This window comes from Pseudomonas sp. FBCC-B35 (assembly GCF_059133755.1).
The window spans coordinates 2,632,406-2,648,803 of sequence record NZ_CP101439.1; the positions used below are offsets into that span (position 1 = coordinate 2,632,406).

General features: G+C 62.5%; 11 protein-coding genes. 5 read left to right on the forward strand and 6 right to left on the reverse strand.

Translation table 11 applies throughout. The features are described from left to right. Positions 1 to 4: 4 nt before the first annotated feature. The 6 genes from NMB38_RS12005 to NMB38_RS12030 form a co-directional block, all read right to left on the reverse strand. Complete coding sequence (locus tag NMB38_RS12005) at positions 5 to 3,100, reverse strand: MdtB/MuxB family multidrug efflux RND transporter permease subunit (protein WP_027914866.1); 3,096 nt, start codon at positions 3,098 to 3,100, stop codon at positions 5 to 7. Next, complete coding sequence (locus NMB38_RS12010; protein ID WP_027914865.1) at positions 3,097 to 4,371, reverse strand: MdtA/MuxA family multidrug efflux RND transporter periplasmic adaptor subunit; 1,275 nt, start codon at positions 4,369 to 4,371, stop codon at positions 3,097 to 3,099. The genes NMB38_RS12005 and NMB38_RS12010 overlap by 4 nt, the downstream gene beginning before the upstream one ends. A 218-nt stretch (positions 4,372 to 4,589) precedes the next feature. Continuing rightward, complete coding sequence (tpx, locus tag NMB38_RS12015) at positions 4,590 to 5,090, reverse strand: thiol peroxidase (protein ID WP_027914864.1); 501 nt, start codon at positions 5,088 to 5,090, stop codon at positions 4,590 to 4,592. A gap of 153 nt (positions 5,091 to 5,243) precedes the next feature. Beyond that, the gene (locus tag NMB38_RS12020) at positions 5,244 to 6,524 is read right to left on the reverse strand and encodes a serine/threonine transporter (protein ID WP_457274187.1); all 1,281 of its coding nucleotides are present in this window, start codon (positions 6,522 to 6,524) and stop codon (positions 5,244 to 5,246) included. 312 nt (positions 6,525 to 6,836) lie between these two features. Then, the gene (locus tag NMB38_RS12025) at positions 6,837 to 8,033 is read right to left on the reverse strand and encodes an amino acid aminotransferase (protein ID WP_027914862.1); all 1,197 of its coding nucleotides are present in this window, start codon (positions 8,031 to 8,033) and stop codon (positions 6,837 to 6,839) included. A gap of 147 nt (positions 8,034 to 8,180) precedes the next feature. Continuing rightward, complete coding sequence (locus NMB38_RS12030; RefSeq protein WP_181074021.1) at positions 8,181 to 9,206, reverse strand: Ldh family oxidoreductase; 1,026 nt, start codon at positions 9,204 to 9,206, stop codon at positions 8,181 to 8,183. Between the two features lie 428 nt (positions 9,207 to 9,634). Here NMB38_RS12030 and NMB38_RS12035 point away from each other — a divergent pair, with 428 nt between their 5' ends. The 5 genes from NMB38_RS12035 (at position 9,635) to NMB38_RS12055 (ending at position 16,354) form a co-directional block, all read left to right on the forward strand. Beyond that, positions 9,635 to 10,444 (forward strand): gamma-glutamyl-gamma-aminobutyrate hydrolase family protein, encoded by an 810-nt coding sequence (locus NMB38_RS12035; protein WP_104926273.1) that lies wholly within the window; start codon positions 9,635 to 9,637, stop codon positions 10,442 to 10,444. A 285-nt stretch (positions 10,445 to 10,729) separates the two neighbouring features. Beyond that, positions 10,730 to 11,641, forward strand: a complete 912-nt coding sequence (gene kdgD / locus NMB38_RS12040) for a 5-dehydro-4-deoxyglucarate dehydratase (protein ID WP_027914859.1) — start codon at positions 10,730 to 10,732, stop codon at positions 11,639 to 11,641. Between the two features lie 102 nt (positions 11,642 to 11,743). Then, the gene (locus NMB38_RS12045) at positions 11,744 to 13,108 is read left to right on the forward strand and encodes an MFS transporter (RefSeq protein ID WP_111475637.1); all 1,365 of its coding nucleotides are present in this window, start codon (positions 11,744 to 11,746) and stop codon (positions 13,106 to 13,108) included. A 76-nt stretch (positions 13,109 to 13,184) separates the two neighbouring features. Further along, entirely contained in the window at positions 13,185 to 14,738 is a 1,554-nt protein-coding gene (gene garD, locus NMB38_RS12050; protein WP_028686356.1) for a galactarate dehydratase, read from the forward strand. A 23-nt stretch (positions 14,739 to 14,761) separates the two neighbouring features. Continuing rightward, complete coding sequence (locus NMB38_RS12055) at positions 14,762 to 16,354, forward strand: aldehyde dehydrogenase (NADP(+)) (protein WP_027914856.1); 1,593 nt, start codon at positions 14,762 to 14,764, stop codon at positions 16,352 to 16,354. Positions 16,355 to 16,398: the final 44 nt, after the last annotated feature.

A 16,398-nucleotide genomic window follows, 5' to 3' on the forward strand; every position in this document is an offset into this window, starting at 1 on the left:
GTACTCATACCGGCTCCTGCGCCAGGTCGCGCTTGCCGAAGCGACGGCCCAACCGGTCGAAATACAGGTATATGACCGGCGTGGTGAACAGTGTCAGCACCTGGCTCACCAGCAGCCCGCCCACCATCACCAGGCCCAGGGGTTGGCGCAGTTCGGCGCCGGACCCGGTGGCCAGCATCAACGGCACTGCACCGAACAGGGCCGCCAGCGTGGTCATGAGGATCGGTCGGAATCGCAGCAGCGCGGCCTGGTAGATGGCATCGCGCGGACTCATGCCTTGGTGACGCTCGGCTTCGAGCGCGAAGTCGATCATCATGATGGCGTTTTTCTTGACGATGCCGATCAACAGGATGATGCCGATGATGGCGATCATGCCCAGGTCATTGCCACTGATCAGTAGCGCCAGCAACGCACCCACGGCAGCCGAAGGCAGCGTCGAGAGGATGGTTACCGGATGGATATAGCTTTCATAGAGCACACCCAGCACGATGTACATGGTCACCACCGCCGCGAGAATCAGCAGCAAGGTGCTGGACAGCGATGCCTGGAACGCCTGCGCCGCGCCCTGGAAACGGGTCTGGATACCCAACGGCATGCCGATGTCCTGCTGAACCTGCTCGATCACTTGCACGGCCTTGCCCAGCGACGCGCCCTGCCCCAAGTTGAATGACAAGGTGACCGCCGGGAACTGGCCGATGTGGGAAATGGCCAGCTGCGCCTGGCGCTGCTCGATGCGCGCCAGCGCGGACAGTCGCACTTGCCCGCCATCACTGGCCTTGACGTGGATCGACTCCAGTGCCTGGGGCCCGATCACGGCCGCGTCTCGCGATTGCAGCACCACCCGGTATTGGCTGGCCTGGGTATAGATGGTCGATATCTGCCTTTGGCCGAAGGCATCGTAAAGCGCGTTGGTGATCTGCGATACGCTGATGCCTAGCCGACTGGCCATGTCCCGGTCGATCACCAGGTACACCTGCAAGCCATTCTCCTGCAGGTCACTGGCCACATCGGCAAGCTCGGGGCGCAGGTTCAGGGCCTGGACCAGCTTGCCACTCCACTGCCCCAGCAGCTCGGCATCGGGCGATGACAGCGTGAACTGGTACTGCGTGCGGCTGACCCGGTCCTCGATGCTCAAATCCTGCACCGGCTGCATGAACAGGCGGATGCCCACCAGCTTGTCGAGCTGGGGTTGCAGGCGCTTGATGACATCGGTTGCAGTGACATCGCGCTCGCCATGAGGCTTGAGGTTGATGAGCATGCGGCCGCTGTTGAGCGTGGCGTTGTCGCCGTCCACGCCAATGTAGGATGAGAGGCTCTGCACGGCAGGGTCTTGCAGAATAACGCGGCTCAGGGCCTGCTGGCGCTCGCTCATGGCCGCAAACGAGGTGGACTGGGGCGCTTCGGAGATACCCTGAATGACGCCCGTGTCCTGGACCGGGAAGAACCCCTTGGGCACCACCATGTACAGCAGTACCGTCAACGCCAGGCTAGCCACCGCCACCAGCAGGGTCAGGGGCTGGCGCTTGAGTACCCATTGCAGGGCGCTGGCGTAGTGCTTGATCAGCCAGTCGATCCAGGCGCCGCTGGCGCGGTAGAAGCGGCCTTGCTCGTCAGGGGTGGGTTCACGCTTTAGCAGGCGGGCACACATCATCGGCGTGAGGGTCAGCGAGACCACCAGGGAAATCAGGATGGCCACCGCCAGGGTGATGGCGAACTCCCGGAACAGGCGCCCTACCACATCGGCCATGAACAACAGCGGGATCAGCACGGCGATCAGCGAGAAGGTCAGCGAGATCAAGGTAAAGCCAATCTGCCTGGCGCCTTTGAGCGCCGCCTGCATAGGCGTTTCGCCCTCCTCGATGTGCCGGGAAATGTTCTCCAGCATCACGATCGCATCGTCCACCACGAAACCGGTGGCGATGGTCAGCGCCATCAGGGTGAGGTTGTTGATGGAAAACCCTGCCAGGTACATGACGGCGAAGGTACCGACCAATGACAGCGGCACGGCAATCGAAGGAATGATCGTGGCGCTGAACCGCCGCAGGAACAGGAAGGTGACCATCACCACCAGGGCGATGGCGATCAGCAGTTCATGCTGAACGTCGCGCACGGCGGCACGGATGGTCTGGGTACGGTCAGTGAGCACGGACACGTCCAGGCCCGCGGGCAGGTTGTCGGTGATCGAGGGCAGCATGTCCTTGATGCGGTCCACCACCTCGATGACGTTGGCACCTGGCTGACGCTGGATGTTCAGGAGCACGGCATGGTTCTGGTTGGCCCAGGCCGCCAGCCGCTCGTTTTCCGCGCCGTCGACGATTTCCGCCACATCCTTCAAACGCAGCGGAGCGCCGTTGTTGTAGGCCAGGATGAGGTTGGCGTATTCCTCGGGCGAGCGCAGCTGGTCATTGGCGTCGAGCATCGAGACGCGGGTAGGACCATCGAAATTGCCTTTTGGCTGATTGACGTTGGAGGCCCCGATGAGTGTGCGGACATCCTCCAGGTTGAGCCCGTTGGCTGCCAGCGCATCCACGTTGACCTTGATGCGCACGGCCTGGCGCTGGCCCCCGGCGATGCTGACCATGCCCACCCCGCTGGTCTGCGCCAGCTTCTGTGCCACGCGGGTGTCGACCAGGTCGTTGAGCTTGGGCAGCGGCATGGTCTTGCTGGAGATGGCGAGCGTCAGCACTGGCGTATCGGCCGGGTTGACCTTGTTGTAGACAGGAGGCGCCGGAAGATCGCTGGGCAGCAGGTTGCTGGCGGCGTTGATTGCAGCCTGCACCTGCTGCTCGGCCACATCCATGTTCATGTCCAGGTTGAAGCGCAGGGTCAGCACCGACGCGCCACCGGAACTGGTCGAGGCCATCTGTTCAAGGCCGGGCATCTGGCCGAACTGACGTTCGAGTGGCGCGGTAACGGCACTGGTCATGACCTGGGGGCTTGCACCGGGATACAGGGTCATGACCCGAATCGTGGGGTAATCCACCTGCGGCAGCGCGGCGACAGGCAGCATGCGGTAGGCAATCAGACCGGCCAGTACCAAGGCCAGCATGGTCAAGGTCGTTGCGACTGGCCGCAGGATGAACAGGCGCGAGAGGTTCATGCGCCCGCCTTGCCTGCGGTGCTGTCGGCCTGGCCCGGGGCACTGCTTTCTTGGCCCTGCAAATGCTGGCCGGGCGTGGTGGGCACCTGGGAGCTGTCATCGACCACGTCCACCTTGGTGCCTTCGCGCAGACGGTCGGTGCCTTCGAGCACCAGGCGATCACCGGCCGCCAGGCCTTCGAGGATCACGCTGTTCTCACCGTCGCTGGGGCCGACTTTCAGCTTGCGCACGTTGACGGTATTTTCGCCGTTGACCACGTAGGCGAACGTCCCGTCGTTCCCGAACTGGATGGCGGCGGCTGGCGCCAGCACCACCTGCTTGAGCGTATCGGCAAGCAGGCGCACGTTTACGAACTGGTTGGGGAACAGGGCCAGGTCCTTGTTCTCGAAGCGGCCCTTGAACTTGAGGGTGCCAGTGGCAGTGTCGATCTGGTTGTCGATACTGCCCAGCACGCCAGTGGCCTGCAGCTTGCTGTCGCCTCGATCCCACGCCTCCACGGGCAGGCTGGCCCCGGTGCGATAGCGCTCAAGAACGGTGCCCAGTTCGGTTTCTGGCAGTGTGAACGCCACGTTGATCGGCTCTGTCTGGGTGATCACCACCAGGGCGGTGGTGTCGTTGGCGGCCACCAAATTGCCCAGGTCGAGCTGGCGCAGGCCGACACGGCCGCTGATGGGCGCGCGAATCTGGGTGAATTCGAGGTTCAGGCGCGCATCGTTGACCTGCGCCTGGTTGGTCTTGACCAGCCCCTGGAATTGCGCCACCTGCGCCTGCGCAGTGTCCAGGGTTTGCTTGGCGATACTGTCCTCGGCGTACAGCCCTTTGTAGCGAGCGACGTCGACCTGGGCATTCTTCAGTTGCGCCTGGTTCTGGGCCAGGGTGCCCTCGGCCTGCTGCAGGGCAATACGGTAGGCACGTGGGTCGATTTCAGCAAGCAGGTCACCGGCCTTTACTTGCTGGCCTTCCTTGAAGTGCACCTTGACCAACTCCCCCCCTACACGGCTGCGCACATTCACGGTATTGGTCGCGGTCACGGTGCCAAGCGCCTTGTAGTAAAGCGGGAAGTCGCCCACCCGTGCAGGTTCCACCCTGACCGGGACAGGGTCGGTAGACCCTCCGAAACCGGGCCGCCCGCTCTTGCCACCCTGCCCCCCAGCTGCCTGGTCGGTGGCTGGCGTGGCAGGCCATAGCCACCAGGCCAGCACTGCAACCAGCAGCACGATCAGCAGCATAACGAGCCAGCGACGGGGAGAACGGGATGTAGGCGCTTGCATGGGTTGAACGAACCTTGTTCGGATTGACGATTCAGGAGGGTGAACGATAAGCACTGTCGACAGCCAAGCAAAGCGCCTTTACCAGAGGTTTACCTTTGCCTGACGTTGCCAAGACCCTGAACTTTAAACGAAAACGGCCCGGAAAAGCGTTCCGGGCCGTTACAGGGTATAGCTTGGAGCAATGGGCAGGAGGAAGGTTCGATCCCTGCCCGGCGCCGTCACTTCAACGCGGCAAGGGCGGCGTCGTAGTTGGGCTCGTCGGCGATTTCAGCGACCAGCTCGCTGTGCAGCACCTTGTCGTGCTCGTCCAGTACCACGACGGCGCGGGCAGCCAGGCCTGCCAATGGGCCGTCGGCGATGGCAACACCGTACTGCTCAAGGAACTCACGGCCACGCAAGGTGGAGAGGTTCTTGACGTTTTCCAGGCCTTCGGCACCGCAGAAGCGAGCCTGGGCGAATGGCAGGTCGGCGGAAACGCACAGTACGACAGTGTTGGCCAGCTCGTTGGCCTGGGCATTGAACTTGCGCACAGACGTGGCGCAGGTAGGCGTATCGACACTTGGGAAGATGTTCAGCACCTTGCGCTTGCCGGCGAAGTCATTGAGCGACTTGTCGGCCAGCCCCTCGCCTACCAGGGAGAACGCCGGCGCCTGAGCACCGACCTGTGGCAGCGAGCCATTGACTTGGACGGGGTTGCCTTTGAGAGTCACTTGAGCCATGACAAAATCCTTGATCTTGGGTTGGGAAAAGGATCAAGAGTTAACCATGAAGGCCAGCATGTGCCTATGGGGCAACGTGAATTTGTTGGCGGTGAAGCATTGGCCCGCCCCGGCGCACGTACCGAGCACCGGGGCGGGCCTGCAGCTGGGCGCTTAAGCCAACAGGCCGTAGACGACCGAAGTCAGGGCGACCAGGCCGATCACGGTGACGAACACGTTCGACAGCGCCCCGCTGTACTTGCGCATTGCCGGCACGCGGCGGATGGCATACATGGGCATCAGGAACAGCAATACCGCGATGATCGGGCCGCCGAGAGACTCGATCATGCCCAGGATGCTGGGGTTGAGCGTGGCAACGATCCAGCACACCACCAGCATCAGCGCCGCCACCACGCGGTCCAGGGCCTTGGCACCCGGGCGCGCGCCGGTCTTGGCGATGATGCCCTTGAGACCCTCGCTGGCGCCGATGTAGTGGCCCAGGAATGACTTGGCGATGGCGACGAAGGCGATCAAGGGCGCGGCGAAGGCGATGGTCGGGTTGCTGAAATGGTTGGCCAGGTACGACAGGATCGACAGGTTCTGCGCCTTGGCTTCGGCCAGCTGCGTGCTGTCGAGGGTCAGCACGCAACTGAAGACGAAGAACAGCACCATGGCCACCATCAGCAGGTGCGCACGCGCCAGAATCTGGCCGCTGCGGGCGTCTGCATGATCGCCATAGCGGCGTTTCTGGTCGACCGCGAAGGCCGAGATGATGGGTGAATGGTTGAACGAGAACACCATCACCGGGATGGCCAGCCATACCGTGTGCAGGAAGGCCGAACCGCTGGGCACGGTGTGGACGCTGTCGAGAATGCCGCCGGTCCAGTGCGGGACCAGGTACAGGCCCAGCAGCGCCAGGGCCACGATGAACGGATAGACCAACAGGCTCATGACCTTGACGGTGGCCTGTTCGCCGCAGCGTACGATTGCAAGCAGGCCCAGGATCAGCACGAACGACAGCAGTGCACGGGGTGGAGGCGCCATGTGCAACTGGTGCTCCATGAAACTGCTGACCGTATTAGTCAGGGCCACGCTGTAAATGAGCAGGATGGGGAAGATGGCGAAGAAGTACAGGACCGTGATCACGGCGCCTGCCTTGATGCCGAAGTGTTGTTCGACCACGTCGGTGATGTCTGCCCCTTCGCGCCCCGAGAGCACGAACTGGGTCAACCCGCGGTGGGCGTAGTACGTCATCGGGAAAGCCAGCGCCGCCAGCACCAGCAATGGCCAGAACCCGCCAAGCCCGGCATTGATCGGCAGGAAAAGCGTACCTGCGCCAATGGCGGTGCCAAACAGGCCGAGCATCCAGGTGGTGTCCTGACGGGACCATTTGCCGAGGGTACCGGCGGTCGTTTCTTCGTAACGCTGTTCTACGCTTGAGGCCTGCTCATTCATCCGGGTGACGCTCCACTCGCAAGACTGCAACAGGCTGAGAATGACGAAGCGTTGGCTGCGCCCTACTCAACCGGAAAAAGAGGGGCGCGATTGTGCACGGAAAGGTTGCACTTGCGAAGCCTTTTTCGGAGGGGCGGTTGCACTTGTCTGTACAAGCGGTAGGTGCAGCCGGGCTGCTCAGCACGCTCGGCGTGCAGAAGGTCTTGACTGGCACAGGCGTCCTTGCGGGCAGGACACGGATAAAGAATGACGATGGCCGAAGCCGCAGGGCGGCCTCGGCCATCGTCGTTGCATAACGTTAAGCGTGGGCGCTTACTGATGCACAGCCGCGAATGCCTCGGCAACACGCTGCAGGTTTGCCGGCCGCAGGCCTGACATGCACACGCGCCCACTGTCGATCAGGTAGACGCCAAACTCATCGCGCAAGCGGCGCACCTGCTCCACGCTGAAGCCTGTGTAACTGAACATGCCCCGCTGACGCAGCAGGAACTGGAAATCACGCCCCGGCAGCAACACGCCCAACGCATCGACCAGCGCTTGGCGCATGTCCAGAATGCGAGTGCGCATGACTTCCACTTCCGCAGCCCACTGGGCATTGAGGACGGGATCGTTGAGCACGCCTGCGACCAGTTGGGCACCGAAGTTGGGTGGGCTGGAATAGTTACGGCGCACGGTGGCCTTGAGTTGGCCAAGCACGCTCTGCGCCGTGGCCGCATCGTCGCAGACCACCGACAGGCCGCCCACACGCTCCCCATACAGGGAGAAGATCTTGGAGAACGAGTTGCTGACCAGGCACGGCACGCCTGCGCTGGCCATTTCGCGGATGGCGAACACGTCTTCGACCAGCCCTTGGGCAAAGCCTTGGTAGGCGATGTCCAGGAAGGCGATCAACTGACGGGCCTTGACCACCTCCACCACCTGCTGCCACTGGCCCTGGTCCAGATCGGCACCTGTCGGGTTGTGGCAGCAGGGGTGCAGCAGCACCACACTGTTGGCAGGCAAGGTGTGCAACGTGGCAAGCATACCTTCGAAGTCCACGCCACGGGTGGCCTGGTCGAAGTACGGGTAGGTGTTCACCGTGAAGCCCGCCCCCTCGAAGATGGCGCGATGGTTGTCCCAGGTGGGGTTGCTGACCCAGACTTGCGCCTGCGGGAAATAACGTTTCAGGAAGTCGGCACCGACCTTCAGGGCTCCGGAACCACCGACGGTCTGCACCGTTGCCACGCGACCGTCAGCAACCGCCGGGTGGTCGGCCCCGAACAGCAGGGCCTGAATGGCCTGACGGTAACTGGCAAGGCCTTCCATGGGCAGGTACAGCGAAGCATCGTGATCCTGACCTGCGATGCGCTTTTCCACTGCATCCACTGCAGCGAGCTGCGGCACTACTCCGGCTTCGTCGTAGTAAAGGCCGATGCTCAGGTTGACCTTGTCGGCGCGTGGATCGGCCTTGAAGGTTTCCATCAACGAGAGGATCGGGTCGCCGGCGTAGGCTTCGACATGTTTGAACACAGCGTGCAGCTCCTTGGGATCAGGACGAGTCAAAAAGGCAGCCAAGAGCATACCCGTACTGGCTGAGAATGGGCACCAACTATCGTGCAAGGGGTATATGCAACCCTGCATGATCGGGTAAGGGCCGCCTACCCTGCCCTGCGGCGATCAGATGAGCAGATCGCGCAGCGCCTGCAGGGTACTGATGCCGATTGCCACCCCTTCGCGCTGCGCCCGTTCACGCTCCAGGTGCCGCCGGGCACCTGGCATGCGACTGACGCCGGCCGCCTCCATCTGCTCGAGTAGCAGGCGGCTGCGCTGGGCGAACCGTTGCCCTTGTGCGATCTGTGGATCGATGACGATCAGCAACTGCCCGGTCCACGGCGTCTTGGCCCCGGGATGGCCAGACCAGTCGAACTCCCACGAAAAATGCCCACCCGTGAGTGCTGCCGCCAACAATTCCACCATCATCGACAAGGCTGAGCCCTTGTGCTCGCCGAACGGAAGCAGAGCACCGCCGTCCAGGATCTTGGCCGGGTCCTGAGTCACCTGGCCCTGACCGTCCACGCCCACCCCCAGGGCCACGGGCTCCCCGGCACGGGCAGCCAGTTGCACATCGCCATGGGCCATCGCACTGGTGGCCATGTCGAACACGATGGGTGGATGCCCTTCGCAAGGCGCAGCGAAGGCGATCGGGTTGGTCCCGAACACCGGCTTGCGCGCACCGTGCGGTACGACGCATGTCATGCTGTTGACCACGCTCAGGGCAACCAGGCCCTGTTCGGCGAACGGCTCCACATCCGGCCACAATGCGGCGAAATGATGGGAATTGTGGATGGCCAGCACTGCGATCCCAGCGGCGCGTGCCTTGGCCACCAACACGTCCCGGGCAGCCGCCAATGCGGGCTGCGCAAAACCACCCCGTGCATCGACACTGATATAACCGGCCGCCAGATCACTGACCTCGGGAGTAGCCTTGCCATCCACCCAACCGCTGGCCAAGGTCGACACGTAGCCAGGCATGCGGAACACGCCATGGCTATGCGCGCCATCACGCTCGGCGCTGGCACAATTGGCGGCCAGTACCCGAGCCACTGCCGGCGTACAGCCATGACGTTCGAAGATCGACTCAAGCAGGGCTTTGAGCTCAGCAAAGGGAACATGGGTGGCGGGCTCGCTGCTAGGGATGGCCATCAAAATATCCTTCTTCTGATCATGGAGGGATGTGCTGCACCGCAACAGCTCGGAAGACTAACCCACGCCTGCTGGCAGGGCCACGTGATCCGGTCGAGTCAACTGCCAAGCATCAGCCTGTAGCCCCTGGAACCGTTGGAACATTGCACCGCTGCAATGAGTCGACTGCGTCGTTAAGTATTATTGACCATCGCCCCAGCCAAACCCGCGCCGCCACTGCCTTGCAGCCCGCCAGGCCCCATGATTGGGGGCCAGGGGCCTGCTGCGGTCGTTTGACATATCGAACGGCTCTGGCAATCTAACACCAAGTCCCGACCGGCATCGTCGACGCCGACGAGTCGGCAGTGCTCGGGGCCTCAGGTTGCACCAGCGCCGCGCGCCGTGCACCTGCACAACAACGACAGGTTCGACCTGTCCCAAGGTGACATATGTCCAACAGCAACATTGGCAACAAGCAACCTTCCCTGCGCAAACCCATCGTTCTGATGACCATGGGCACTCAAGAGCGCAAAGGCCATGACTACCAGGTCATGACCCACAAATACATCACCCCGCTGGTCGATTTCGCCGATTGCGTCCCGGTCCTGGTGCCCACCTGCTGTGGCACCGAGGCGCTGGAGACCTACCTGGACATGGCCGACGGCGTGTACCTGACGGGCGCGGGCAGCAACATCGACCCAGCGCTGTACGGCCAGGAGAACGAAACCCCAGGCAAAGGCCAGGACAGGAACCGTGACCTGTTCGACATTCCGCTGGTCAAGGCGGCGATCAAGCGCGGCCTGCCCATCTTCGGCGTGTGTCGGGGCATGCAGGAAATCAACGTGGCGCTGGGCGGGGACATCTACCAGAAGGTGTACGCCGAGCCTGGTTTCAATGATCACCGTGAAAACCCCGAAGACCCTGTCGAGGTGCAGTACGCTCAGGCTCACAGCGTGAAGATCAAGCCCGGCAGCTGGCTGCGCGACACCCTTGGCACGGACGAAATTCGCGTCAACTCCCTGCATGGCCAAGGCTTGCGCAACCTGGGCAAGGGCATCGAAGCCATTGCCCACGCCGAAGACGGGTTGGTCGAGGCCATCCATGCCCCGGGCCTTTCGTCTTTCCTGTTTGCCGTTCAATGGCACCCGGAGTGGCAAGCTGCCAAGAATCCTGACTCGATCAAGCTCTTCCAGGCCTTTGGCGATGCGTGCCGAGCGCAGGTTCGCAAGGCACAGGGCAAGCCTCAACAGGCGGCCTGATCACCCGCACACAGGCGAGTATTAAGCATGGGGCGGCGCAAGGCCGCCTCATTCGTTTGTAAAGCGACTACCCATCCCAGAGATACGATGACCCGACAGCAGACACAACTGTCTAAGGCCGCTTTCTGCGCTCCACCATCCATCCATAGCGCGCCATTAATGCAATCCCTCATCACCTAAACCGAAAAAAAAATCCAGAGGGGACTGTTCTTGAGTTAGGTTGTACGATAACTTACCTCATACAAACCGCACCGCTCCCACCCAAGTGTCTGGATGCCTATAACAATGAACCCACAAGAACTGAAATCCATCCTCTCCCACGGCTTGCTGTCATTTCCTGTCACCGACTTCACTGCGCAGGGCGATTTCAATCAGGCTGGCTACATCAAACGCCTGGAATGGTTGGCCCCATACGGCGCGAGTGCGCTGTTCGCCGCCGGGGGTACGGGCGAGTTCTTCTCCCTGGCTGCCAGCGAATACAGCCAGGTCATCAAGACAGCGGTGGACACATGCGCCACGTCGGTACCTATCCTGGCGGGCGTAGGTGGTGCAACCCGCCAGGCCATCGAGTATGCGCAGCAAGCCGAGCGCCTGGGGGCCAAGGGCCTTCTGTTGCTGCCGCACTACCTCACCGAAGCCAGCCAGGATGGCGTCGCTGCCCATGTAGAGGCCGTGTGCAAGTCGGTCAACATCGGCGTAGTGGTCTATAACCGCAACGTCTGTCGCCTCAATGCCACCTTGCTCGAACAACTGGCCGAGCGTTGCCCGAACCTGATCGGCTACAAGGACGGTCTGGGTGACATTGAACTGATGGTGTCGATCCGTCGCCGCCTGGGTGAGCGTTTCAGTTACCTGGGCGGGCTGCCGACTGCCGAAGTCTATGCTGCAGCGTACAAAGCGCTGGGTGTGCCGGTGTATTCATCGGCGGTATTCAACTTCATCCCCAAGACGGCCATGGACTTCTACCACGCCATTGCCCGGGACGATCACGCCACCGTAGCCAAGTTGATCGACGACTTCTTCCTGCCCTACCTGGAAATTCGTAACCGCAAGGCCGGTTACGCCGTCAGCATCGTCAAGGCGGGTGCCCGCATTGCCGGCCATGACGCAGGCCCGGTTCGTGCACCGCTGACCGACCTGAACCCCGAGGAGTATGAAATGCTTGCCGCCCTGATGGACAAGATGGGGCCGCAGTAAACCCTCGCGGCGCCTGCCAGCGCCGCCCCCGGAGTGGGCCCGCCCTACTCCGGCACAATTCGAAGACCCCGCACAACAATAACTAGTGGGAGTACTACCAGCATGCAAGCGACGAAGAAAACGCATGTGCGCTACCTGATCCTGTTCATGCTGTTCGTGGTGACCACGATCAACTACGCCGACCGCGCAACCATCGCCATCGCAGGGTCGAGCCTGCAAAAAGACCTAGGGATCGACGCCGTCACCCTGGGCTACATCTTCTCGGCCTTCGGCTGGGCCTATGTGGCCGGACAGATTCCCGGCGGATGGTTGCTGGATCGCTTCGGCTCAAAAAACGTCTATGCATTCAGCATCTTCACCTGGTCACTGTTCACCTTGCTGCAAGGCTTCGTCGGCGGCCTGCCGGTGGCCTGGGCAGTCGTCACTTTGTTCACCCTGCGTTTTCTGGTCGGCTTTGCCGAAGCGCCGTCGTTCCCCGGCAACGCCCGGATCGTCGCCGCCTGGTTTCCGACCCAGGAGCGAGGCACGGCCTCGGCGATCTTCAACTCGGCGCAGTATTTCGCCACCGCCCTGTTCGCGCCCCTGATGGGCTGGATCGTGTTCAGTTTCGGTTGGGAGCATGTGTTCGTGGTCATGGGCGTGCTGGGCATCCTCTTTTCGATGGTATGGCTCAAGACCATCTACAACCCACGCCAGCACCCGCGTATCAGCCCCGCCGAGCTTGAACACATCGAGCAAAACGGCGGCTTGGTGGACATGGACCACAAGCGCGGCAACCACGGGCCCAAGTGGGGCTACATCAAGCAATTGCTGACCAGCCGCATGCTCCTGGGTGTGTACCTTGGCCAGTACTGCATCAACGCCATCACCTACTTCTTCCTGACCTGGTTCCCGGTGTACCTGGTGCAGGAACGGGGCATGACCATCCTCAAGGCAGGGTTCATCGCTTCGCTGCCGGCTATCTGTGGCTTCATCGGTGGGGTACTGGGCGGCGTGATCTCGGACTGGTTGCTGCGCCGCGGCAATTCGTTGACCTTCTCGCGCAAACTGCCAATCGTGTGCGGCCTGATGTTGTCCACCACCATGGTGTTCTGCAACTACGTCGATGCCGAATGGATGGTAGTAGGCTTCATGACCCTCGCGTTCTTCGGCAAAGGCATTGGTGCGTTGGGCTGGGCAGTGGTGGCCGACACCTCGCCCAAGCAGATCGCAGGCCTGTCCGGCGGGTTGTTCAATACCTTCGGCAACATCGCCTCGATCACAACCCCTATCGTGATCGGCTACATCATCAGCGCCACCGGCTCGTTCAAGTGGGCGCTGGTCTATGTGGGCGCCAATGCGCTGGTGGCAGTACTGAGCTATCTGGTGATCGTCGGTCCGATCAAGCGCATCGAGCTGCGCGATGAGACGCCTGAGCCCAAACCAGCGCCTGTGGCGGATGCCCAGCTTGCCAGCCCGCGTCATTGAATGAGCACGTGCGCACTGCCCGCCAGTGCGCACGCACGTAAAAAAAGCCTGAGAACCTGAACAATAGGGCCCGAACATGCAGCTGATCGAACATTCCGAATCGCCGCGCTACATCCGTCTTCACGATGATGACAATGTGGTGGTAGTGGTCAACGACGGCGGCCTGGGCGAAGGGGCCCGGTTCGCCGATGGGCTTACCTTGGTAGAAGACGTGCCCCAGAGCCACAAGGTGGCCACCGTGCCCATCGCCAAGGGCCAAGCGGTACGGCGCTATGGACAGGTGATCGGCTATGCCCTGGAGGACCTGCGCCAAGGCAGCTGGGTGCAGGAGGGTCAGCTGGCCATGCCCGCCCCACCCGAGCTGGACGATTTGCCACGCTGCGATGCAGTTCCCCAGCCGAAACCACCGCTGCTGGGTCATACCTTCGAAGGCTATCGCAATGCCGACGGTACGGTCGGCACCCGCAACATCCTGGGTATCACTACCACCGTGCAATGCGTCACCGGGGTGCTGGAGCATGCCGTCAAGCGCATTCGCAATGAGCTGCTGCCGCGCTATCCGAATGTTGACGATGTGGTGGCCCTCACTCACAGCTACGGCTGCGGCGTGGCCATCAATGCCCGCGATGCCTATATCCCCATCCGTACCGTGCGCAACCTGGCGCGCAACCCTAACCTGGGTGGCGAAGCGCTGGTCATCAGCCTGGGCTGTGAAAAGCTGCAGGCCAGCCAAGTGATGCACGAAGACGACCTGTCGGTCGACCTCAGCGAGCCCTGGCTGTACCGTCTGCAGGACGCAAGCCTGGGCTTCACGGAAATGATCGAGCAGATCATGGCCCTGGCCGAAACCCGCCTGAAAAAACTCGACAAGCGCAGGCGTGAGACTGTGCCGGCCAGTGAGCTGATCCTGGGCATGCAGTGCGGCGGCAGCGATGCCTTCTCCGGCATCACCGCCAACCCGGCGCTTGGCTACGCGGCAGACTTGCTCGTGCGGGCCGGTGCAACAGTGCTGTTCTCGGAAGTGACCGAGGTACGCGACGCCATCTACATGCTCACCTCCCGCGCACAGGATCCGCAGGTGGCCGATGCGCTGGTACGCGAAATGGACTGGTACGACCGCTACCTGCACCAGGGCGCTGCCGACCGCAGCGCCAACACCACCCCAGGCAACAAGAAAGGCGGTTTGTCGAACATTGTCGAGAAAGCATTGGGCTCAATCGTCAAGTCCGGCAGCGGCGCCATTCAAGGTGTGCTCGGGCCGGGGGAACGGGTGAATGGCAAGGGGCTCATCTTCTGTGCCACACCTGCCAGCGACTTCGTCTGCGGCACCCTGCAACTGGCCGCCGGGATGAACCTGCATGTGTTCACCACCGGCCGAGGTACGCCATACGGCCTGGCAATGGCGCCGGTGGTGAAGGTATGCACCCGCACCGAGCTGGCGCAGCGCTGGCCGGACCTGATCGACATCGACGCCGGGCGCATCGCCACGGGCCGCAGCACCATCGAAGAGCTGGGCTGGGAGCTGTTCCATTACTACCTGGACGTGGCCAGCGGGCGCAAGCACACCTGGGCTGAGCAACACCGCCTGCACAACGACATCACCCTGTTCAATCCCGCACCCATTACCTGATCCTTTTTTCTGAGGAGTTCCAGATGCCAGAGATTCTTGGCCACAACTTCATCGCCGGCCAGCGCAGCGCCGCCGGCACACAGCGCCTGCAAAGCTTGGATGCCACTACCGGTGAGCCCCTGCCCTATGGCTTCGTACAAGCCACCGAGGGCGAAGTGGACGAGGCGGCCGAAGCCGCACAGGCCGCTTTCGCAGCGTTTCGTCAGTTGGCACCGGCACGGCGCGCCGAATTTCTGGAGGCCATTGCCGCAGAGCTCGATGCGCTCGACGATGACTTCGTGGCGATCGTCTGCCGTGAAACCGCATTACCAGCAGCCAGGATCCAGGGTGAGCGCGGCAGGACCAGCGGTCAGATGCGCCTGTTTGCACAGGTGCTGCGCCGAGGCGACTATCTGGGTGCGCGTATCGACCTGGCGCAGCCAGACCGTCAGCCGCTGCCGCGCGTGGACCTGCGGCAGATGCGCATCGGCGTTGGACCTGTAGCGGTGTTCGGCGCGAGCAACTTCCCCCTGGCCTTCTCTACCGCCGGTGGTGACACCGCCGCTGCACTGGCTGCCGGTTGCCCGGTGGTATTCAAAGCGCACAGCGGCCACATGGCTACCGCCGACCTGGTCGGTTGTGCCATCGAACGCGCGGCCGCCCGTACCGGCATGCCCAAAGGCGTGTTCAACATGGTGTTCGGGGCAGGCGTGGGTGAGCCATTGGTCAAGCATCCGGCCATCCAGGCGGTGGGCTTCACCGGCTCGCTCAAAGGTGGCGATGCCCTGTGCCGCATGGCCGCCGAGCGCCCCCAGCCGATCCCGGTGTTTGCCGAAATGTCGAGCATCAACCCGGTGATCGTCCTGCCTGGGGCGCTGGCCAAGCGCGGCGAAGCGATTGCGCGTGAACTGGCAGGCTCCGTATGCCTGGGGGCTGGACAGTTCTGCACCAATCCGGGGTTGGTGATAGGGCTGCAATCGCCCGCTTACACCCAACTGCTCAAGAACTTGGGCAGCCATCTTGATCAACAGGCTGGCCAGACCATGCTCAATGCAGGTGGCCTGCGAAGCTACGCCAGTGGGCTGGATCATCTTCACGCCCATGACGGTATCGTGCACCTGGCCGGCCAGCCGCAGACAGGCCCGCAGGCACGTGCACAGCTGTTCGAGGCCGAGGCCCGCCTGCTGGTGGAGTCTGACCCGCTTTTGCAGGAAGAAGTCTTCGGCCCGACGACGGTAGCGGTGCAAGCGCGCGACGAGGTACAACTGCGCAGCGCCCTGCAGGGCCTGAGAGGCCAGCTGACCGCGACGCTGATCGGCGAGCCTGAAGACTTTGCTGCGTTCGCCTGGTTGGTACCGCTGCTGGAGGAAAAGGTCGGCCGCATCCTGGTGAACGGCTACCCCACCGGGGTGGAGGTATGCGATGCCATGGTCCACGGCGGCCCGTACCCCGCCACCTCGGACGCTCGGGGCACGTCTGTCGGCACGTTGGCCATCGACCGATTCCTACGGCCGGTGTGCTATCAGAACTACCCGCAGGCGCTGCTGCCAGAGCCGCTGCGCGACAGCAACCCGCTGGGGTTGCGCCGGCTGGTGAATGGCCAGTGGAGTGATAAAGCGATCGAAGGACAATCTTGAGTCATTAGCCGTGATGAGGGACACCAGGAGGCTGGGGCGATGGT